Source organism: Auraticoccus cholistanensis (genome assembly GCF_009742705.1).
In the GTDB taxonomy this organism is placed as follows: Bacteria; Actinomycetota; Actinomycetes; order Propionibacteriales; family Propionibacteriaceae; genus Auraticoccus; species Auraticoccus cholistanensis.
This window is the reverse complement of record NZ_WPCU01000010.1, coordinates 59810-80171: the sequence shown is the minus strand read 5'-3', so window position 1 is coordinate 80171 and position 20362 is coordinate 59810. Positions and strand designations below refer to the sequence as shown.

The following is a 20362-nucleotide window of genomic DNA, read 5'->3' as shown; positions in this document are numbered from 1 at the left end:
GACACGGCGATACACTCGCTCGCGATCCCGACGAGCGGCAGGAGCCCAGCCCACGTGTCCGAGCAGTCCTCCCCCCATGCTCCCGAGAGCCTCGACGAGCCGGCGGTGTCGGTGGTCGTCCCGGTGTACAACGCCATGCCCTACCTGCGTGACCTGATGGACTCCCTGGTCGCCCAGGACCTGCCTGCCACCGACTTCGAGGTGGTGGCGGTCGACGACGGCTCCACCGACGACAGCCCCGCGGTGCTGGACGAGTACGCCGCCGCCCACCCCAACGTCCAGGTGGTGCACCAGCCGAACAGCGGGTGGCCGGGCATCCCGCGCAACCGCGGCCTCGACCTGGCCCGCGGCCGCTACGTCTTCTTCGCCGACGCCGACGACCGGATGGGCACGGAGGCGCTGCGGCGGATGACCGCCTTCGCCGACCAGCACGCCAGCGACGTGGTGGTGCCCAAGATGGTGGGCGTCGGGGGCCGCTGGGTGCGTGCGGCGATGTACGCCGAGACCCAGGTCGACGCCGACCTGGAGAACGTCTTCACCACACTCACCCCCCAGAAGCTGTTCCGCCGCTCCTTCCTGCTGGAGCACCAGATCCGCTTCCCCGAGGAGAAGGTGCGCCTGGAGGACGGGATGATGCTGGCCCGGGCCTACCTCACCGCCCGCCGGGTGTCGCTGCTCGGCGACTACGACTACTACTACCTCGTCGCCCGCGACGACGGGAAGAACATCAGCTCCCAGGGCTTCGACCCGGCCGGCTACACCTGGTCCATCGGCGAGGTCAGCAGGATCATCAAGGAGCTCGACCCCGACCAGGCCCGGGCCGACCGGATCGTCCTGGACCTCTACCGGCGCAAGTGCCTGAAGTTCTACGAGCCCGAGCGCTACTGGAAGATGCCCGACGCCCGCCGCGACGCCTTCCTCGTCGAGCACCGCAAGCACATCGAGACCTTCATCACCCCCGAGATGGAGGCCCGGCTGAACCGCAAGGCGCGCCGTCGCTCCCAGCTGATCCGCGCCGGCGACAAGGCCGGGCTGGTCGCGCTGGCCGCCGACGGGGTCGACCACCGCCCGCACCTCGCGGAGCTGGAGTCGGCGGAGTGGAGCTGGCGGGGGCTGCGGCTGCGGCTGCGGGTCAGCGGCGGGGTCCCCTCGGCGACCCAGGCCGTGGAGCTGTACCTGCAGGACCGCGAGGGCACGCGCACGGCCACCCTGGTGCTGGACAAGGACGAGGTGATGGCCCGGGCGCTGGGGCGGCTCACCGTCTGGCAGGCCTCGGTCCTCGTCCCCAGCAGGCTGCTGCGTCGCGACGGCGAGGTGGTGCTGGACGCCAGCGTGGGCCTGCGTGACGGACAGCCGGGGCAGCGGGTCCGGGTCCAGGTGGCCGAGCACGCCCGGCTGCCCGCGCCTCGGCGGGGGGCGCGCCCCTACGCCACCATCAAGGACAACTTCAGCATCGAGCTCAACGGCGCGCGGTGACCGGTCCGTCCCGGCTGCACCTGCGTGGCGTGCTGCTGCCGGAGGGGGAGCGCCGCGACCTGTGGGTGGCCGACGGCCGGGTGTCGGAGGAGCCCGTGGCGGGGGCGGTCACCGTCGCCGGCGACGGCTGGATCCTGCCCGGGCTGGTGGACGCGCACTGCCACGTCGGGCTGGAGTCGCGGGGGGCCGTCGACCGGGCGACCACCGAGCAGCACGCGCTCGCCGAGCGCCGGGCCGGCGTGCTGCTGCTGCGGGACGCCGGGTCGCCGGCGGACACCCGCTGGGTCGACCAGCGCCCCGACCTGCCGCGGATCGTCCGCGCCGGACGCCACATCGCCCGGCCCCGGCGCTACCTGCGCGACTACGCCGAGGAGGTCGAGCCCGAGGACCTGGTGGCCGCCGTGGAGCGGCAGGCCGCGCGCGGCGACGGCTGGATCAAGCTGGTGGGGGACTGGATCGACCGGGAGCTGGGCGACCTGGCCCCGCTGTGGCCGGTGGAGGTCGCCCGGGCTGCCGTCGCGCGCGCCCACGAGCTGGGGTGCCGCGTCACCGCCCACGTCTTCAGCCAGCAGGCCACCGCCGAGCTGGTGGCCGCGGGCGTGGACGGCGTCGAGCACGGCACCGGCCTGGACGAGGCGACCACCGCGCTGATGGCCGAGCGCGGGGTGGCCCTGGTGCCGACGCTGGTCCAGCTGGAGAACTTCCCGCGGTTCGCCGAGCAGGGACGGGAGAAGTTCCCCCGCTACGCGGCCCACATGACCGACCTGCACGCCCGCCGCTGGCAGACCCTCGGTCGCGCGGTCGAGGCGGGGGTGCCCGTCTACGCCGGCACCGACGCCGGCGGCTACCTCCCGCACGGCCAGATCGCCCGGGAGGTGCAGGCGCTGACCCGGCTGGGCGGTGCCGAGCTGGCCGTGGGGGCCGCCTGCTGGCGGGCCCGCCGCTGGCTGGGCCACCCGGGGCTGGAGGCGGGGGCGCCGGCGGACCTGGTGGTCTACGACGCCGACCCGCTGCGCGACCCGGCGGTGCTGGCCCGGCCCCGGCTGGTGGTGCTGCGGGGTCGCGTCGTCGAGGGATGAGACGGCACGGCCACGACGCAGCCGCCCGCCCGCAGGTTTGGTGGAGGCGGGGCGGTCTGGCAGAATGTCGGGCGCTGCCGTGCTGCCCGGGTGCCCTCTCACGCCCGGACGTCGCGGTCCACCCGGGTTGAGGTGCGCTGACCCACCAGTGCGCCGACTGCTCACCCACCTTGTCCGGGGTCGTCCCGGGCATCGCCAACAGGAGTTCCCACACACGTGGCTGTCAAGATTCGTCTGAAGCGACTCGGCAAGATCCGCTCGCCCCACTACCGCATCGTCGTCATGGACTCGCGCAGCAAGCGCGACGGCCGGGCGATCGAGGAGATCGGCAAGTACCACCCGAAGAACGACCCGTCGGTCATCGAGGTGAACTCCGAGCGCGCCCAGTACTGGCTGTCGGTCGGCGCCCAGCCCACCGAGGCCGTCGTGGCGATCCTCAAGCGCACCGGTGACTGGCAGCAGTTCTCCGGCGACAGCTCCCCCTCCGGCGTGCAGCCGCAGAAGGAGAAGAAGGACAAGCTCGCCGCCTTCAACGCCGCTCTGGCCGACACCGCCGACGAGCCGAGCGTGGCCGCGTTCAGCAGCCGCCGCAAGGACGAGGCCGCGGCCGAGGCGCCGGCCTCCGAGGGCTCCGGCGACGACGCGGGCGAGACCAGCAGCGAGGCCTGAGCGTGCTGGCCGAGGCGCTGGAGCACCTGGTCCGGGGCCTGGTGACCCACCCCGACGACGTCGTCGTGCGTGACATCGACGGCCGTCGGGGCCGCATGCTGGAGGTGCGGGTGCACCCCGAGGACGTGGGCAAGGTGATCGGCCGTCAGGGACGCACCGCCGCCGCCCTGCGGACCGTCGTGGCGGCGCTGGCCGGTCGTGACCGGGTGCGGGTCGACTTCGTCGACGTCGACCGCCAGCCCGGCCGCGGCCGCCGCTGAGCCTGCACCCGGTGGACGACGTCGACGTGGTGGTCGGCCGGATCGGCCGACCCCACGGCGTCCGCGGGACCGTCACCGTGGAGCCCCGCACCGACGAGCCCGACCGCCGCTTCGCCCCCGGTGCGCGGCTGCAGCTCGTCCGTCCGGCCGCGGCGCGCTCGACGCGCGACCGCTGGCCCAGCGAGCGGACCCTGGAGGTGGCTGACAGCCGCTGGCACCAGGGACGTCTGCTCGTCACCTTCGTCGGCGTGGGCGACCGCTCCGCGGCCGAGGCGCTGCGTGAGGCGCTGCTGGTCAGCCGGGTCGCCGCCGACGAGACCCCGGAGGAGCCGGGGGAGTACTACGACCGCCAGCTGGTGGGGCTGGCCGTGCTGGACGCCGCCGGCGTCGAGGTCGGACGCGTCACCGAGGTGGTGCACCTGCCGGCCCAGGACCTGCTCGCCGTCGACGTGTCCGGCGGCTCCCGGCTGGTGCCCTTCGTCGAGGCCCTGGTGCCCGTCGTCGACCTGGCCGCCGGCCACGTCCGGCTGGCCGACGTGGAGGGCCTGCTCAGCGACCTCGACGACGAGGCGGAGTGACCCGCGGCGGACGACCGGCCCGGAGTGACGTCCAGCACAGCAGGCTCGCCTTATTTCTCGCCGGTCGAGCGGGAGAACTAAGGTGTCAGACGTGTCAACAACGATCTCCGCGCAACGCAGGGCGCTCCGCTCGACGGTCGCGAACAAGGCGGTCATGGCCGTCAGCGGTCTCATCATGGTGGGCTACCTGCTCGCCCACATGTACGGCAACCTGAAGGCCTTCGCCGGCCAGCAGGCCTTCGACGAGTACTCCCACCACCTGCGCGAGCTGGGCGAGCCGATCCTGCCCTACGGCGGCGCGCTGTGGATCATCCGGGTGGTGCTGCTCGTCGCGGTCGCCGCGCACGTCGTCTCCGCGGTGAAGCTGTCCCGCCGCTCCTGGCGCGCCGCGGGCGTCAACCGCTACGAGACCCGGCGCAACCGCCGCGGGATCCAGCGCAGCTACGCCTCGTTCACCCTGCGCAGCGGCGGTCTGGTGATCGCGCTGTTCGTGCTCTACCACCTGGCGCACCTGACCTGGCAGTGGATCACCCCGGGCGGTGCGTCGCCCTCGCCCTACGAGCGGCTGGTCAACGGCTTCAACATCTGGTGGGTCGTGGTGACCTACACCATCGCGATGGTGGCGGTCGGGCTGCACCTGCGCCACGGCACCGCCAGCGCCCTCTACACCCTCGGCGCGGGGACCACGTCCGGGTCGCGCAGGGTCATCCTCGCCGTCTCGGTCGCCCTCGCCTGGGTGATCACCCTCGGCTTCCTGGCCGTCCCCTTCAGCGTCCTCCTGGGAGTGGTGTCATGACGCAGTCCGACAGCAGCACGAGCCCCGTCGCCACGGTGGAGACCCCCGTCGCGCCGCGGGAGGCACGGGTCGACGCCGACGAGCTGTTCACCGTGGGTGAGCCCATCGCCGACGCCAAGGCCCCCGCCGGCCCCATCGAGAGCCGCTGGTCCGAGCGCAAGTTCAGCGCCAAGCTGGTCAACCCGGCCAACCGCCGCAAGCTCAGCGTGATCATCGTGGGCACCGGCCTGGCCGGTGCCTCCGCCGCCGCCACCCTCGGCGAGGCCGGCTACCGGGTCACCAGCTTCTGCTACCAGGACACCCCCCGCCGGGCCCACTCGATCGCCGCCCAGGGCGGCATCAACGCGGCGAAGAACTACCGCAACGACGGCGACTCCACCTACCGGCTGTTCTACGACACCGTCAAGGGCGGTGACTTCCGCAGCCGCGAGTCCAACGTCTACCGGCTGGCCGAGGTCAGCGCGAACATCATCGACCAGTGCGTCGCCCAGGGCGTCCCGTTCGCCCGCGAGTACGGCGGCCTGCTCGACACCCGCTCCTTCGGCGGCGTGCAGGTGCAGCGGACGTTCTACGCCCGCGGGCAGACCGGTCAGCAGCTGCTGATCGGCGCCTACCAGGCGCTCGAGCGCCAGGTCGCCGCCGGGACGGTGACGGTGCACTCCCGCCACGAGATGCTGGAGCTGGTGGTGGCCGACGGCCGCGCGCGGGGCATCGTCGTGCGGGACATGCGCACCGGCGAGATCGAGACCCACTACGCCGACGCGGTGGTGCTGGCCAGCGGTGGCTACGGCAACGTGTTCTTCCTCTCCACCAACGCCATGGGCTCCAACGTCACCGCGGCGTGGCGGGCCCACCGCAAGGGCGCCTACTTCGCCAACCCCTGCTACACCCAGATCCACCCGACCTGCATCCCGGTGTCGGGGGAGTACCAGTCCAAGCTGACGCTGATGAGCGAGTCGCTGCGCAACGACGGCCGCATCTGGGTGCCCAAGGACGGCGAGGACAAGCGGGCCCCGGGTGACATCCCCGAGGAGGACCGCGACTACTACCTGGAGCGGCGCTACCCGGCGTTCGGCAACCTGGTGCCCCGCGACATCGCCTCCCGGGCGGCCAAGGCCGTCTGCGACGAGGGCCGTGGGGTCGGGCCGGGCGGGCTGGGGGTCTACCTGGACTTCGCCGACGCCATCGAGCGGCTGGGCCGCAAGGCGGTCGAGGCCAAGTACGGCAACCTCTTCGACATGTACCTGCAGATCACGGGGGAGAACCCCTACGAGCAGCCCATGCGGATCTACCCGGCGGTGCACTACACCATGGGTGGCCTGTGGGTGGACTACGACCTGCAGTCGACGATCCCGGGCCTGTTCGTCACCGGGGAGGCCAACTTCTCCGACCACGGCGCCAACCGGCTCGGCGCCTCGGCGCTGATGCAGGGCCTGGCCGACGGCTACTTCGTGCTCCCCAACACGATCGCCGACTACCTCGCGGCCGGGCCGTTCGAGAAGGTCGACGACAGCCACCCCGCCTCGGCGGAGGCCATCGCCTCGGTCAACGACCGGGTGCAGCGGCTGCTGTCGATCAAGGGCTCCCGCACCGTCGACTCCTTCCACAAGGAGCTGGGCCGGATCATGTGGGAGTACTGCGGCATGGAGCGCAACGAGGAGGGCCTGCGCAAGGCCATCGGCGCGATCCGCGAGCTCCGCGAGGAGTTCTGGCGCGACGTGCTGGTGCCGGGCACCGGTGCCGAGCTCAACCAGTCGCTGGAGCGGGCCGGCCGGGTGGCCGACTTCCTCGAGCTCGGTGAGCTCATGTGCGTGGACGCCCTGCACCGCCGCGAGTCCTGCGGCGGGCACTTCCGCTCGGAGTCCCAGACCGAGGACGGCGAGGCGCTGCGCCACGACGACGAGTTCGCCTACGTCGCGGCGTGGGAGTTCACCGGCGTCGGCCAGCAGCCGGTCCTGCACAAGGAGGACCTGGTGTACGAGTTCGTCGAGATGAAGCAGCGCAGCTACAAGTGATCGCCACGCGGAGATCGCTCCCCAGCACCAAGAAGACGCAAGCAGTGAGGAAGCAGCAGTGAACATCACCCTGCGCGTGTGGCGCCAGTCCGGTCCCGACGCCGAGGGACACATGCAGACCATCGAGGTGCCCGACGTCAGCGAGCACATGTCCTTCCTGGAGATGATGGACGTCGTCAACGAGCGGCTGACGCTCGCCGGCGAGGACCCGGTCGCGATCGACTCCGACTGCCGCGAGGGCATCTGCGGCACCTGCGGCGTCATGATCAACCGCGAGGCCCACGGGCCGGTCCGGGCGACCGTCTGCCAGCTGCACATGCGCTCGTTCTCCGACGGCGACGTCATCGACGTCGAGCCGTGGCGCTCCGACGCCTTCCCGGTCGTCAAGGACCTGGTCGTCGACCGCGGTGCCTTCGACCGCATCATCCAGGCCGGCGGCTACATCAGCGCGCCCACCGGCTCCGCCCCCGAGGCGCACGCGGCCCCGGTCAAGAAGCAGGACGCCGACCACGCCTTCGACGCCGCCACCTGCATCCAGTGCGGTGCCTGCGTGGCCGCCTGCCCCAACGGCTCGGCGATGCTGTTCACCGCCGCCAAGGTGACCCACCTGGGGCTGCTGCCGCAGGGCCAGCCCGAGCGTCACAGCCGCGTGCTGGGCATGGTCAACCAGCACGACGCCGAGGGCTTCGGCGGCTGCAGCAACATCGGCGAGTGCACCGCGGTCTGCCCCAAGGGCATCCCGTTCGACACCATCACCCGCCTCAACCGGGACCTGCTGACCGCGCTCATGAAGGGCGGCGAGTGAGCCTGCGGCTCGCCGCCGGCCGGGCCGGCTCCAGGCTCAGCCGCTCCTGAGGCAGGAGCCCCGCTCCACCAGGCGGGGCTCGAAGACGGCCGTGCCCCGCGTCGCCGGCTCCGCCGGGGAGCCCAGCGCCGCCAGCAGCAGCTCGGCGGCACGGCCTCCCATCTCGTAGGCGGGCTGGGCGACCACGGTGATCGGCGGGTCCATCAGCGGCGCCCAGGGGGCGTCGTCGAAGGTCACCAGGCCGAGGTCGGCGCCCAGCCGCAGGCCCCGCCGTCGCAGCTCCTCCAGCACCCCGATGGCGAGCGCGGAGTTCGCCACGAACAGGCAGTCCGGCGGCTGGGGCAGGTCCAGCAGCCGCGCCGCCGCCGCAGCCCCGCCGGCGGCGTGGTACGGCACGTGCTCGACCAGCTCCGCCAGCCCGCAGCGGCGCACCACCGCGCGGAAGGCGGCGGCGCGCTGGTCGGCGGTCTCCGCGCCGGCCGGGCCGGTGACGCAGGCCGGCCGTCGCCAGCCGTGGGCCAGCAGGTGCTCGGTGGCCGTCGCGGCGCCGGCGGCCGAGTCCGCCACCACCGTCGCCACCGGCTGCGGCAGGTGGCGGTCGAGGGCGACCACGGGGATGCCGGCCCCGAGCAGCCGGCCCACGTCGGAGGCCGGTGAGGCGGGGGTGATGATCAGCCCCGCCACCCGCTCCGCCTCGGCCACCGCCAGGTAGCGCTGCTCCTTGCCGGGGTCCTCGTCGGAGTTGCACAGGAACACCGAGTAGCCGGCCGCGTTGGCCACGTCCTCGACGCCGCGGGCGACCGCGGTGCAGAAGGGGTTGGTGACGTCGGTGACGACCAGCGCCCAGGCCTGCGTGGCCCGCCGGCGCAGGTTCCTGGCCACCAGGTTGGGCCGGTAGTCGAGCTCCGCCACCGCCGCGTGCACCCGGGCGGCCAGCTCGGGGTCGACCCGGGCGTTGCCGTTGAGGGTGCGCGACACCGTGGCCACCGACACCCCGGCCGCCCGGGCCACGTCCACCAGCCGGACCATGCTGGGCGAGCTGCTCAGACCGCCAGCCCGTCCAGGTCGGGCAGCTGCGGGCGGGTGGTGCTGGAGGCGTCCAGGTAGAACACCGCCAGCGAGGAGATGTCGTCGCGCAGCGGCAGGTAGCGGTGGCCGGACTTCCAGCCCAGCGCCTGGATGTCGACGCGGAGGGCGGTCCGGAAGGTGATCGGGTCGGGCAGGTGCCAGCGGTAGAGCCCGAAGCGCTGCTGGCTGGCGTAGAGGCCGTCGGGGCGCAGCACCTGCGGCATGCCCAGGAACGGGGTGCTGAACTCGGTGTAGCCCTGGCCGGGGACGTCGAAGTTCCAGGCCCCGCCGAAGTAGTCCTCGGTGCCGGTGCTGGCGATGGTCGGGAACTCGCCGTCGTCGTCGAGGTAGAACTTGACCTCGCCCTCGCCCCACCAGCCCGGGGAGTTGACGCCCCACGCCATGTAGGTGCCGGCGTAGTGCCCGCGCCCGGTGACGTCGAGGATCGGGTGGGTGGTCAGCTCCGGCAGCGGGTTGCTGCGGCGGAACTGGGCGTGCAGGTAGGCCGCGCCCTCGCCGGGGACGTCGTCGCCCACCTCGTAGTCGATCTGGTAGTAGACGACCGCCTTGTCCTCCGACAGGTTCTCCAGGGTGAGCCGGGCCGAGCGGTGGAACGGCATCGGCCAGTAGGAGTTGAAGCCGCCGTGCGGGTTGCTGGCCACCACCTGGGAGGAGACCTGGGCGAAGCGGCACCAGCCGCTGGCGAAGAAGTCGCCGACGGGCGTCTCGACCGCGGGCTCGTCGTCGCCGTCCCAGTGCGCCCGCAGCACCAGCGAACGCCAGTTCTCGCGGGCTGTGGTCAGCCAGATGTGGGTGATCCGGCCGGGGGAGTCGACGTGGCCGAGGACGAAGGTCTCCCCGGGCGCGATCTCCACCGACGGCGAGATCTTCCAGCCGACCCCGAGGTCGCGCCCGGCGTGGGCCCCGGTGCCCTCGCTGGCCCGTGCGGCGCCGCCGGGCTGGCCGTCGAAGTTCTCCGGGCAGATCGAGCGCGAGACGCTGGTGCGGAGCTGGGAGATGTCACGGAACACGGGGTCCTCCTCGGTGGTGGTGGGGTGCGGTTCAGAGGGCGACGTCGCCGCAGAGGTGGACCCGCAGCCCCAGGGCGTCGAACATCGCCACCTTGGCCGTCAGCGCCCGGTCGGCGGTCTCGGCGTCGGGGGCGTAGACGACCTGGATGTGGTTGGCCTTGTGCCGGGCCATCAGCTGGTCGCGGCTCACGCCGTGCAGCACCGCGTGCATGATCGGCCACTGCGGGTCGGTGGCCTGCAGCCGACGCCGGGTCTCCTCCTCCGGGAGCTCCACCACGTGACCGCGGCCCAGGTCGACCTGCAGCACGCCCTCGGCCACGAACACCCGCGACCAGACGATCTCACCGGGGCGCGAGACCCCGCTCAGCGTGCTGCCGCCGAGGGGGAAGAACATCGGGGGCTGGCGCATGCCGTAGGAGCGGTCGTAGCCGCCGTTGTGGGAGGCGGGCACCGACCCGGAGATCTCGAACACCCACACGAAGGTGCCCTCGAAGTCCTCGCCCCAGCGGATGTCGTGCAGGGTGGTGGCCGGGTCGAGACCCATGGCCGTCCAGATCCGGTTGGTGACCAGGGCGTCGACGGCGACCGCCTCGTCCACCTCGTTGAAGTGCGGCAGGGCCGAGCCCGGGTAGAGCTCGCGGGAGCCGTCCCGGGAGCGCACCGGCGGCCGCTCCACGTTGTTGAGCAGCCCCTCGGCCAGGTCGCTGGCCGGGCACTGGTCCTTGAGCCCCTGCTGGTACTGGATGCCGACCGCGTCGAGGCCGAAGTCGTCGCTCATCCTCACCGCGGCGATGTACATCGCGAGCTGGCGCAGCACCTGGGCGCGGGTCAGCTCGGTGGCCTCGTCGGTGCCGTAGTGGAAGGTGAAGCCGGCCCGCTCGAGCCAGTCGTGCACCTCCTCGACCTCGGCCGGGTCGACCCGGTCCATCTCGGCCAGCAGCGCGCTCTGGCTGAGCCGCTCCTTGTAGATGCCGAGCGGGTTGAGCAGCTCGTCGTCGATGATGGCGTTGTACATCCCCATGCAGCCCTCGTCGAAGACGCCGACGACCGCCTTCTCCTCGACCAGCTGACGCGCCAGCGCGCGGCCCAGCTGGACCTCCGCGGAGTCCTCGGCCAGCGCGCCGCGGTCCAGCTCGCGGACGTGGGAGAGGTCGTGGTCGATCGTCCCGGTCTCCAGCCACTCGGCCAGCCGGTCGCGGGCCCAGGTGTCGGTGAAGTCCTTGCTCCACAGCACGCTGTGCTCGATCCCGGCCTTGGTCATCGAGCCGGTCAGGTTGAGCAGGCCCACCAGGCCCGGGAAGTCGCCGGCCCAGTTGGCCACCAGCAGGATCGGACCCCGGTGGTCGCGCAGCCCGGCCAGCAGGTGGTGGCTGTACTGCCAGACCGCCTCCACCACCACCAGCGGGGCGTCCAGCGGCACCGAGCGGAAGACCTCGATCCCCATCCGCTGGCTGCTGATGAAGCCGTGCCCGGCCTCCGGGTCGTACTCGTGGGCGCGGGTCACCGACCAGCCGAGGTCGGCCAGGGCGGCTCCGACCCGCTGCTCCAGCTCGGCCTGGGTGGGCCAGCACTTCGTGTTCGCGCTGGGCCGCAGGTCGCCGCTGGCCACCGTCCAGACGGTCTTCTCGACGACCTGGGGCCGGGTCAGCGGTGCGGGCAGGGTGTAGGTGGACATGGCGGGGCCTCCTGCGGTCAGGTGCGGGCGGTTCGGTGGACGACGCCCGACGGAGGGCGGGCGGGGGTGGGGGCGACGGCAGCGCAGGAGGGCGGGAGCAGGCAGGGGCGGCTCGCGTGGTCGTCGGTGACCGGCTGCGCCATCGCCCTGCCTCCTCGCACCGGTGTGGCTCGTCCCTGCTAGTAGTAATCGATTTCACAGCCGGTGTCCAGCGTGACGTGCCGGTCGGCGCCCTCGCCGCCGGTGCCGGCTGCCGTCGCCGGTTCGCGGTCCGGGGCCCCGCTGTGGCAGACTTCTTCGCTGGTGCTCGTACCCGGCTCCTGCCACAGGGGGAACGTCCGGATCGGCACCACCCGAACCTGCACCGACCAGGTGACCTGTGGCACCGGCGAAGGAAAGAACATGAGCAAGCTGATCGAGGCGCTCGACCAGACCTCGCTGCGCGACGACATCCCGAGCTTCCGCCCGGGTGACTCCGTCAAGGTGCACGTGAAGGTCGTCGAGGGCAACCGTTCCCGCATCCAGGTCTTCGCCGGCGTGGTGATCGCCCGGACCGGCGGCGGCCTGCAGGAGTCCTTCGTGGTCCGCAAGGTGTCCTTCGGTGTCGGCGTCGAGCGCACCTTCCCGCTGCACAGCCCGATCATCGACAAGATCGAGGTCGAGCGCCGCGGTGACGTCCGCCGCGCCAAGCTGTACTACCTGCGCGGTCTGCGCGGCAAGGCGGCCAAGATCAAGGAGAAGCGCTACTGAGCGCGACACCCACCGGCATCGCACGCACCCTCCGGGTGCGTGCGATGTTTCGTCTGGGAGCAGGACCGTCACCGGGCTGGGCTACGTTGGGGGCCGGGTCCGGCAGCGAGCCGGAGGGAACAGGAGCTGGGCGAAGTGAGTGAATCGCGGATCGGGGAGCCACGGTCCGGAGCAGCGCGGCAGCTCGGCTCCCTCCTCAAGGAGGTCGCGATCGTGGTCGTCGGGGCCATCATCGTCTCCTCGATCCTGCGGGCCTTCGTCGCCCAGCCCTTCGTGATCCCCTCCGGCTCGATGGAGGACACCCTGCAGATCGACGACAAGGTCGTCGTGCAGAAGGTCACCGACTTCAGCCGCGGCGACGTCGTCGTCTTCGTCGATCCCGGCAACTGGCTGGGCCCGGACTACCAGGCCCAGGAGCGCGGCCCGACCGGGAAGCTGCTGGAGTTCGTCGGGCTGCTGCCCGACACCAGCTCCAACCACCTCATCAAGCGGGTCATCGGCATGCCCGGCGACACCGTCACCTGCTGCGACGCCCAGCAGCGGATCACCGTCAACGGCGAGCCGCTGGAGGAGGAGGACTACCTCTACCGGGGTTCCGACGGCGAGCCGGTCGCCCCGGCCGAGGTGCCGTTCAGCGTGGTGGTACCGGCCGACCGCATCTTCGTCATGGGCGACCACCGCGACGACTCGCGCGACTCGCGCTGCCACCTCGGCGACGTCCCCGCCGGCGGCGGTCCGATCGGCACCGACGCCTTCGTGCCGATCGCGAACGTCGTCGGGCCGGCCTTCCTGATCGCCGCCCCCTTCGACCGGTTCCAGCGGCTGACCGTCCCCGAGACCTTCGCCGACGTCCCCGACGCGACCGAGCCGGCACCGCAGCGGGCGGTGATCGAACCCGAGGGGGTGGGCTGCTGATGGGGTTCGTGGTGCGCCGCAGCAGCGGCATCTACGCCTACGAGCGGGCGCTGCGCCGCGCCGGCTTCCCCCTGGTGGCCGGCGCCGACGAGGCCGGCCGGGGCGCCTGCGCGGGCCCGCTGGTGGCCGCCGCGGCCATCCTGTCCGACCGCCGCTCGGGCGAGATCGAGGGGCTGCGGGACTCCAAGCTGCTCAGCGCCGCCCAGCGCGAGCGCTGCTACGACGAGGTGGTGGCCAAGGCCGTGGCGTGGTCGGTGGTGGTCGTCGAGGCCGCCGAGTGCGACCGGCTCGGCATGCACGTGGCCAACGTGCAGGCGCTGCGCCGGGCGCTGCACCGGCTCGACCCCGCACCGGACTACGCGCTGACCGATGGCTTCGGGGTGGACGGCCTCGGCGTGCCGGGGCTGGCGGTGTGGAAGGGCGACCGGGTCGCCGCCTGCGTGGCCGCGGCCTCGGTGCTGGCCAAGGTGACCCGGGACCGCATCATGGCCGACCTGCACGAGCGCTGGCCCGAGTACGACTTCGCCACCCACAAGGGCTACTGCACCAGCCTGCACCAGGAGCGGCTGGACCGGCTGGGTCCGTGCCCGGAGCACCGGATGCGCTTCGACAACGTCGTCCGGACCGTCCGGGTCCGGGCGGTCGGATAGAGTCGATCCGTCATGAGCGCAGAAGACCTGGAGCAGTTCGAGAGCGAAGCGGAGCTCAAGCTCTACCGCGAGTACAAGGACGTCGTCCGGCTGTTCACCTACGCGGTCGAGACCGAGCGCCGCTTCTACCTCTGCAACACCGTCGACCTCAAGGTGCGCACCGAGGGCGGCGACGTCTACTACGAGGTCTCCATGGCTGACGCCTGGGTGTGGGACATGTACCGCCCGGCCCGCTTCGTGAAGAACGCCAAGGTGCTCACCTTCCGCGACGTCTCCATCGAGGAGATCGTCCACTCCGACCTCGAGGTCCCCGACTCCAACCGCTGAGGCCGGACCACCGCCCGCCATCGCGTCCCCGGAACCGCCCGGGACGTGGTCCTGCGAAGGCGCCGACCCGGCACCTCCGGCGCAGCGGGTCGAGCCCGTCGGAGTCGTCCACAGCCCTCCGTCCCGGTCCACAGGGCCACCCGTCGGGTGCGGCTGCCGGGCGTCGCCGGCCACGGTGGGGGCGGAGGTGGTGGCGATGGGGGACCGACAGACGCTGGGCCGGCTCGGTGAGGAGCTGGCGGCCCGGTTGCTGCAGGAGCAGGGCTGCGAGGTGCTGGCCCGCAACTGGCGCTGTGCCGAGGGCGAGATCGACATCGTGGCCCGCGAGCTGTCCACGGCGACGGTGGTGTTCTGCGAGGTGAAGTGCCGGCGCGGGCTGGGCTGGGGTGACCCGCTGGAGGCGATCACCTGGGCGAAGCTGCGCAAGCTGCGCCAGCTGGCCGCGATCTGGTGCCAGCAGTGCGGGCAGCGGCCGCCGGCGATCCGCATCGACGCGGTCGGGGTCGTGGTCCTCGACGGCGAGGCGCCGGTGCTCAGCCACGTGCGGGGTGTGGGGTGAGCCTGGCGCAGACCTGGTCGGTGGCCCTGCTGGGCATGGAGGGCCAGATGATCGAGGTCGAGGCGGCGATCGGCGGCGGGTTGCCGCGGACGGTGCTGGTGGGGCTGCCCGACGCGTCGTTGTACGAGTCGCGCGACCGGTGCCGTGCCGCGGTGGCCAACAGCGGCTACAGCTGGCCCTCGCAGCTGGTCACCATCAACCTGACGCCGGCCTCGCTGCCCAAGGCGGGTTCGCACTACGACCTCAGCATCGTCGCCGCGGTGCTCGCCGCCGCCGAGGTGGTGCCCCGGGAGTCGGTCCGGCGCCGGGTGCTGCTCGGCGAGGTGGGTCTGGACGGCCGGGTCCGCCGGGTCCGCGGGGTCCTCCCCGCCCTGATGGCCGCCCGCAGCGCAGGCTTCGAGCAGGTGGTGGTGCCGCAGGGCCAGCAGGCCGAGGCGGCGCTGGTCGAGGGCCTGGGGGTGACGGCGGTGGGGTCGCTGGCCGACCTGGTCGACTGCCTGCACGGGCGCCCGGTGCTGCCCGTCGAGGACGACCCGGCGACCGGCGAGGAGGGCGGCTCCCCTCCGGCGCGCGACCTGTCGGAGGTCGTCGGCCAGCCCGAGGCCCGCTGGGCGCTCGAGGTCGCCGCGGCCGGCCGCCACCACCTGTACCTGCAGGGCCCGCCGGGCGTGGGCAAGACGATGCTGGCCGAGCGGCTGCCGGGCCTGCTGCCCGACCTCGAGCTCCCCGAGGCGCTGGAGGTGTCGGCGGTGCACTCGCTCGCCGGGGTCGGCGTGGACGGGCTGATCACCCGCCCGCCCTACGCCGACCCCCACCACTCCGCCTCCCAGCCGAGCATCATCGGCGGCGGCGCCCGCATCGCCCGGCCGGGCGCCATCTCGCTGGCCCACCGCGGCGTGCTGTTCCTCGACGAGGCCCCGGAGTTCAGCCCGCGGGTGCTGGAGGGGCTGCGGACGCCCTTGGAGTCGGGGGTGGTCACGCTGGGACGCACCCAGCTGCAGACCCGATACCCGGCCCGGTTCCAGCTCGTGCTGGCGGCCAACCCGTGCCCGTGCGGGCTGGCCGCCACCCCGGGGGCCGAGTGCCGGTGCGCCCCGATGGCGATCCGCCGCTACGCCGAGCGGCTGTCGGGCCCGGTCCTGGACCGCATCGACATCGCCGTCACCCTCGCCCCGCTGCGTCGGGCCTACCTGCGCACCGCCACGGTGGGGGAGACGAGCGCGGTCGTGGCCGCCCGGGTCCGGGAGGCCCGGGAGCGGCAGGCCCGCCGACTGACCGGCAGCGGGTGGCTGACCAACTCCGAGGTGCCCGGCCACCACCTGCGCCGCGGGCTGCCGCTCCCGGACGGGGTCGAGGCGCTGGACCAGGCGTTGCAGCGCGGACGCATCAGCGCCCGCGGGGTCGACAAGGTGCTCCGGGTCAGCTGGACGCTGGCCGACCTGGCGGGGGCCGACGCGCCCACCCGCAGCCACCTGCTCACGGCCCTGGCGATGCGTCGGGGCGAACCCGCCGAGGGGGTGGCCTGATGGCGCAGGAGGACGAACGGCGGGCTCGGATGGCGCTGGCCTGCGTCGCCGAGCCGGGGGATCCGGAGATGTCGGCGCTGGTGCACGAGCGGGGTGGCGAGGAGGTGTGGGAGGCGGTCCGGCGGCGCGGCGACGGGTCGGTGTGGGCCCGGCGGGTGGCCGCGCTCGAGCTCGACCGGATGGTGGAGCTGACCGAGCGGTGCGGCAGCCGGTTCGTCGTGCCGGGCGACGAGGAGTGGCCCGATGAGCTGACCACGCTGGCCACCGCCGAGCCGCTGGCGGACCGGGGCGGGGTGCCCATCGGGCTGTGGCTGCGTGGCCCGGCACGGCTGGGCGCGGTGGCCTCCCGCGCGGTGGCGCTCGTCGGCTCGCGCGCGGCGACCAGCTACGGCCAGGGTGTCGCGACCGACCTGGCCGCCGATCTGGCCTCGGAGCGGGTGGCGGTAATCTCCGGCGGCGCCTACGGCGTCGACGCGGCGGCCCACCGCGGCGCGCTGGTCACCGGTCCCGGGAGCACCCTGGCGGTGCTGGCCAGCGGGGTGGACGTGGTGTACCCGCGGGGCAATGCCGCACTGCTGGAGGAGGTCGCGCGGCGCGGCCTGCTGGTCTCGGAGCACCCGCCCGGCGAGCACCCCACCCGGGTCCGGTTCCTGGGTCGCAACCGGCTGATCGCCGCGCTGTCCCAGGCCACCGTGGTGGTGGAGGCCACCGCCCGCAGCGGTGCCCGCAACACGGCCAGCTGGGCGCTGCGGTGCGGGCGGGTGCTGGCCGCGGTGCCCGGCTCGGTGCACTCGGCCCAGTCGGTGACGCCGCACCGGCTGATCGCGGCGGCCGAGGCCACGCTCGTCACCTCCGCCGCCGACGTCCTCGCCCTGCTGGCCCCGCTCGACGCGGCCCAGGCCCCGCTGCCGGCCCGGGGGCACCCTCGGCTGATGGACGACTGGGACCCGGTGGCGGTGGCCGTCCGGGAGGCGCTGCCGGCCAGGGGCGGGCTGGGGGTCGCCGAGATCTCGCTGCGCAGCGGGCAGGAGCCGGCGGAGTGCCTGGCGGCGCTGGCCTGGCTGGAGCAGGAGGAGCAGGTCGTCTGCGGTCCGCGGGGGGAGTGGCGGCTGGTGCGTCCCTAGACTCCGTGCATGAGCTGGTACGCCCGACCGTCCTGGCAGCTGGCGCGCCAGCTGGGTGCCGACCTCTTCGTGCTGGTCTGGGCGGTGGCGTGGTGGTCGGCCGGCCGGTTCCTCGACTCGGCGGTGAGCGCGCTGGCCGGGCCGGCCCGCCAGACCGAGCAGGCCACCGCCGAGCTGGTCGGCTCCTTCCGAGACGCCGCGCGCTCCGCGGGCCAGGTGCCGGGGGTGGGCGGGGAGCTGCGCACGCCGCTGGACGCCGCCGCCGAGCGGCTCACGCAGCTCTCCGCTGCGGCGCGCGGACAGGCGGTGCAGATCGAGCGGCTCGCGGACCTGGTCGGGGTGCTGGTCTTCCTGATCCCGGTCGCCGTCGTGGTCGCGGTGTGGCTGCCGCGCCGGCTGCGGTTCGCGGCCCGTAGCCGGGCCGCCCGGCGGCTGGTCGACTCACCGGCCGACCTGGACCTGTTCGCGCTGCGGGCCATGGCCACCCTGCCGCTGGACCAGCTGGCGCGGATCAGCGACGACCCCGTCGCCGCCTGGCGGGCCGGGGACCGCGAGGTCATCGCCGCGCTGGCCGACACCGCGCTGCGCCGGGAGGGGCTGCCGCCGCTGCCGCGCGGGCAGCGCTGACGGCCCCGTGGCGGCCGCTCAGGCCCGCTGGACCAGCCCGGCGTACTCGGGGTGGTCCTGGATGAACCGGGCCGTGTAGGGGCACTGCGGCACCACCGACCAGCCGCGGCTGCCCATCTCCTCCAGCACCGCCGTGGTCAGTCGGCCGGCGATCCCCTCACCGCGGCGCTGCGGCGCGGTGCCGGTGTGGGTGATCGTGGCCACGGTGCCGTCGAGGTGGTAGTCGACCACCCCGACCTCGGTGCCCTCGTCGAGGGCCCGGAACCGCTGGCCGGGCGTGTCGTGCTCGAAGGTCAGGCTCATGGGCCCATGCTGCCACCCGTCCCGCACCGCCCCCGATCCGGCGACGGGGCGGTGGCGGTGCGGGACGGTGGTGGTCAGCTGTAGCGGACCTCGACCGTGCCGTCGGGGAGCTGGGTCAGCGTGCCGTGCTCGAAGCTGCTGTACCAGTTGCCGTCGGCGTCCTTGCGGACGCTGGCGGTGGGGAACCCGAGCCGGCCGGTCTCGGCCCCCAGGCTGCGGTACTCCTCGTTCAGCGCACCGGTCACCTCGATCACGTCGCCGTCGATCAGGTAGAAGGTCGAGCGGGACAGCTGCTGGGTCAGCACGTCGCCGGAGAGCCGCTCGTCCGCCACCGGGTAGCCCCGCTTGAGACGCGCGCTGCCCGACATGGCCGCGTAGTGGTCGAAGAACTCGCCGTCGATGATGCGGGCGCCGCCGACCCAGAACATCCGCCCCGCGACGAAGGTCTGCGAGGCCACGCCCCACCCCGAGGTCTGCTCGTCGGTGCTCGGCGCGCCCAGGGCCCGGCGGATCGCCGAGCTGCTCTCGTAGCGGTTCTGGAAGCCGTCCATCAGGCTGTGGGCACCGGTGGCGGACGACCACAGGATGAGCCCGTCCTCGAACCGCTGCGCCTGGATGCCGGTCAGCGGCCAGTTCGAGGACTCGTCGCCGGTGGGGAACCCGAGGTCGGAGCGCGCGGCGCCCATCGAGCGGTACTTGGTGCGGATGCCGCCCTTGGTCCAGCGGGAGCCGGTGGCGTCGGAGGAGAACAGGTCGTAGCCGCGGAACTTGGTCACCCGGCCGTCGACGTGGACCGCCTCCCCGATGTAGGGCGAGCCGAGCTGGCCCTTGTCACCGCCCAGCGCCTGCCAGCGCTGGTAGTTGGGGGTGCTGCGGGAGCCGACGAGGGTGTCGACCCGCTCGCGGAGCCAGGTCATCTTGGAGCGGATGTTGCGGCCCGGGCAGGCGGTCGCCATCACGTCGCCGTGGCCGCTGATCCGGTTGATGTACTTGCCGGCCAGCGTGACCTTGCTCAGCGGGTCGCGGTAGTAGGCGTCGAACTTCCAGGCCAGCACCTTGGCACCGGCCTCCAGCATGGCGGTGGGCGCGGTGGCGGTCTCGTAGTTGCCCATGAACGAGATGCCGACGGTGTCGGTGTTCCAGCTGGTGGCGTGGGCGCCGTGGACCGGGTGGTCGACGCCGCCGGAGCGGCCCTCGAAGACCTGGCCGTACTTGTCGACCAGGAAGTTGTAGCCGATGTCGCACCAGCCCAGGGTCTGCGTGTGGTAGGCGTAGATGCCGCGGACGATGCTGGCCGACTGGGCCTTCGTGTAGCTGTTCACCCCGGCGGTGTGGTGCACGATCGCGCCCTGGATGGTGTCGTCGGTGTCGGTGCCGCAGGGCTTCATGGACTCGTCGGCGCCCCACCCCTTCCGGCTGATGTAGGCCGGACGCGGCGCCAGCCCGGGGGCGGCGGCCTGGGCCGCCGTGGTCTGGATGCTGGCGTCCGCCGGCGTCTCCTCGGCGGCGATCAGGGCCACCTTCGGCTCCTCCACCCGGGTGTCGGCGCTGCCGGTCAGCCGCACCTGCACGCCGTCGGAGGCGCCGACGTAGATGGGGTCGGTGCCGGTGCGCGGCGCGTCCTCGCCGGCGCCCGGGTCTTCCCCGTCGCCGCCGGAGACGGTGTCCTCCGCCGTGGCCCAGTCGGTCCAGCGGCCGTCGGTGCGGGTGCGGTACTGCACCGTGGGCCCGGGGCCCTCGGCGCCGGCGTCCCAGGTGACGCCCAGGGTGGAGAACTGCTCCACCCGCTGCTCGGGGAGCTCGGCGAGCACCGTCTCGGCGCCCACCTCCTCCTGCCCGCTGCTGGTCTGGTCCTGGCTGCGGGTGGTGGTGCGCTGCTCGCCGCCGCTCCTGGCCGGGGCGGCGAGGCTGAGCTCGGTGATCTCGGTCTCGGGGGTGTCCGCGCGGGCGGGCTGGGCGGCCACGACGCCGAGACCGCCGACCAGGGCGGTGGTGGCGCCGAGCAGCAGAGCCGTGCGCAGCAGCGGTGGGGTGGTGTGTCGGGGCATGGCGGGTCAGGCCTTCCGTGCGTCCGGCGCCGTCGGGGGTCGGCACCGAGGTCCTCGTAGTCAACGCCTCGACCCCCGCCG

At 73.3% G+C, this 20362-nt stretch carries 22 protein-coding genes; 16 read left to right on the top strand and 6 right to left on the bottom strand.

Features of this window, described 5'->3' with window-relative positions:
- The first annotated feature begins 54 nt into the window (after positions 1-54).
- The 8 genes from GC722_RS13915 (at position 55) to GC722_RS13880 (ending at position 7678) form a co-directional block, all read left to right on the top strand.
- The gene (locus GC722_RS13915; RefSeq protein WP_156611195.1) at positions 55-1476 is read left to right on the top strand and encodes a glycosyltransferase family 2 protein; all 1422 of its coding nucleotides are present in this window, start codon (positions 55-57) and stop codon (positions 1474-1476) included.
- Complete coding sequence (locus tag GC722_RS13910; protein ID WP_331714844.1) at positions 1473-2555, top strand: amidohydrolase family protein; 1083 nt, start codon at positions 1473-1475, stop codon at positions 2553-2555. The genes GC722_RS13915 and GC722_RS13910 overlap by 4 nt, the downstream gene beginning before the upstream one ends.
- 216 nt (positions 2556-2771) lie before the next feature.
- On the top strand, positions 2772-3224 hold the full coding sequence (gene rpsP, locus GC722_RS13905; RefSeq protein WP_331714843.1) for a 30S ribosomal protein S16: 453 nt from the start codon (positions 2772-2774) through the stop codon (positions 3222-3224).
- Between the two features lie 2 nt (positions 3225-3226).
- Positions 3227-3484, top strand: a complete 258-nt coding sequence (locus tag GC722_RS13900; RefSeq protein ID WP_331714842.1) for an RNA-binding protein — start codon at positions 3227-3229, stop codon at positions 3482-3484.
- A gap of 11 nt (positions 3485-3495) precedes the next feature.
- On the top strand, positions 3496-4062 hold the full coding sequence (rimM, locus tag GC722_RS13895) for a ribosome maturation factor RimM (RefSeq protein WP_331714841.1): 567 nt from the start codon (positions 3496-3498) through the stop codon (positions 4060-4062).
- Between the two features lie 154 nt (positions 4063-4216).
- On the top strand, positions 4217-4858 hold the full coding sequence (locus GC722_RS13890) for a succinate dehydrogenase cytochrome b subunit (RefSeq protein WP_156611190.1): 642 nt from the start codon (positions 4217-4219) through the stop codon (positions 4856-4858).
- Positions 4855-6873, top strand: a complete 2019-nt coding sequence (locus GC722_RS13885; protein ID WP_156611188.1) for a fumarate reductase/succinate dehydrogenase flavoprotein subunit — start codon at positions 4855-4857, stop codon at positions 6871-6873. Before GC722_RS13890 ends, GC722_RS13885 begins: the two co-directional genes overlap by 4 nt.
- A gap of 58 nt (positions 6874-6931) precedes the next feature.
- Positions 6932-7678, top strand: a complete 747-nt coding sequence (locus GC722_RS13880; RefSeq protein ID WP_331714839.1) for a succinate dehydrogenase/fumarate reductase iron-sulfur subunit — start codon at positions 6932-6934, stop codon at positions 7676-7678.
- A 36-nt stretch (positions 7679-7714) separates the two neighbouring features.
- Here GC722_RS13880 and GC722_RS13875 read toward each other — a convergent pair whose 3' ends face one another.
- The 4 genes from GC722_RS13875 to GC722_RS13860 form a co-directional block, all read right to left on the bottom strand.
- Complete coding sequence (locus GC722_RS13875) at positions 7715-8707, bottom strand: LacI family DNA-binding transcriptional regulator (RefSeq protein WP_156611186.1); 993 nt, start codon at positions 8705-8707, stop codon at positions 7715-7717.
- Positions 8708-8721: 14 nt separating this feature from the next.
- Positions 8722-9777 carry a glycoside hydrolase family 172 protein gene (locus tag GC722_RS13870; RefSeq protein ID WP_331714838.1) on the bottom strand — a complete coding sequence of 352 codons (1056 nt, stop codon included), beginning with the start codon at positions 9775-9777 and terminating at the stop codon, positions 8722-8724.
- Positions 9778-9808: 31 nt separating this feature from the next.
- Positions 9809-11452 carry a fucose isomerase gene (locus tag GC722_RS13865; RefSeq protein ID WP_156611184.1) on the bottom strand — a complete coding sequence of 548 codons (1644 nt, stop codon included), beginning with the start codon at positions 11450-11452 and terminating at the stop codon, positions 9809-9811.
- A 179-nt stretch (positions 11453-11631) separates the two neighbouring features.
- Positions 11632-11838 carry a hypothetical protein gene (locus GC722_RS13860; RefSeq protein WP_156611182.1) on the bottom strand — a complete coding sequence of 69 codons (207 nt, stop codon included), beginning with the start codon at positions 11836-11838 and terminating at the stop codon, positions 11632-11634.
- 16 nt (positions 11839-11854) lie between these two features.
- Between GC722_RS13860 and rplS the strand changes: the two genes are divergently transcribed.
- From rplS to GC722_RS13820, 8 genes are all read left to right on the top strand, one after another.
- The gene (gene rplS / locus GC722_RS13855) at positions 11855-12202 is read left to right on the top strand and encodes a 50S ribosomal protein L19 (RefSeq protein WP_156611180.1); all 348 of its coding nucleotides are present in this window, start codon (positions 11855-11857) and stop codon (positions 12200-12202) included.
- A 135-nt stretch (positions 12203-12337) separates the two neighbouring features.
- A complete protein-coding gene (gene lepB, locus GC722_RS13850) occupies positions 12338-13117 on the top strand; it encodes a signal peptidase I (RefSeq protein WP_331714837.1) in 780 nt (259 codons plus the stop codon).
- Positions 13117-13767 carry a ribonuclease HII gene (locus GC722_RS13845; RefSeq protein WP_156611179.1) on the top strand — a complete coding sequence of 217 codons (651 nt, stop codon included), beginning with the start codon at positions 13117-13119 and terminating at the stop codon, positions 13765-13767. Before lepB ends, GC722_RS13845 begins: the two co-directional genes overlap by 1 nt.
- A 12-nt stretch (positions 13768-13779) precedes the next feature.
- On the top strand, positions 13780-14094 hold the full coding sequence (locus GC722_RS13840; RefSeq protein WP_156611176.1) for a DUF2469 domain-containing protein: 315 nt from the start codon (positions 13780-13782) through the stop codon (positions 14092-14094).
- 196 nt (positions 14095-14290) lie between these two features.
- Positions 14291-14653 carry a YraN family protein gene (locus GC722_RS13835; protein WP_156611174.1) on the top strand — a complete coding sequence of 121 codons (363 nt, stop codon included), beginning with the start codon at positions 14291-14293 and terminating at the stop codon, positions 14651-14653.
- Between the two features lie 35 nt (positions 14654-14688).
- Complete coding sequence (locus GC722_RS13830) at positions 14689-16179, top strand: YifB family Mg chelatase-like AAA ATPase (protein WP_156611995.1); 1491 nt, start codon at positions 14689-14691, stop codon at positions 16177-16179.
- Positions 16179-17303 (top strand): DNA-processing protein DprA, encoded by a 1125-nt coding sequence (gene dprA / locus GC722_RS13825; protein ID WP_156611172.1) that lies wholly within the window; start codon positions 16179-16181, stop codon positions 17301-17303. The genes GC722_RS13830 and dprA overlap by 1 nt, the downstream gene beginning before the upstream one ends.
- Positions 17304-17312: 9 nt before the next feature.
- Positions 17313-17930, top strand: a complete 618-nt coding sequence (locus tag GC722_RS13820) for a hypothetical protein (protein ID WP_156611170.1) — start codon at positions 17313-17315, stop codon at positions 17928-17930.
- Positions 17931-17948: 18 nt separating this feature from the next.
- Here the strand turns inward: GC722_RS13820 and GC722_RS13815 are convergent, their stop codons facing one another.
- Together GC722_RS13815 and GC722_RS13810 are read right to left on the bottom strand one after the other, a co-directional pair.
- The gene (locus GC722_RS13815) at positions 17949-18233 is read right to left on the bottom strand and encodes a GNAT family N-acetyltransferase (protein ID WP_156611168.1); all 285 of its coding nucleotides are present in this window, start codon (positions 18231-18233) and stop codon (positions 17949-17951) included.
- Positions 18234-18307: 74 nt separating this feature from the next.
- On the bottom strand, positions 18308-20281 hold the full coding sequence (locus GC722_RS13810; RefSeq protein ID WP_156611166.1) for an N-acetylmuramoyl-L-alanine amidase: 1974 nt from the start codon (positions 20279-20281) through the stop codon (positions 18308-18310).
- Positions 20282-20362: the final 81 nt, after the last annotated feature.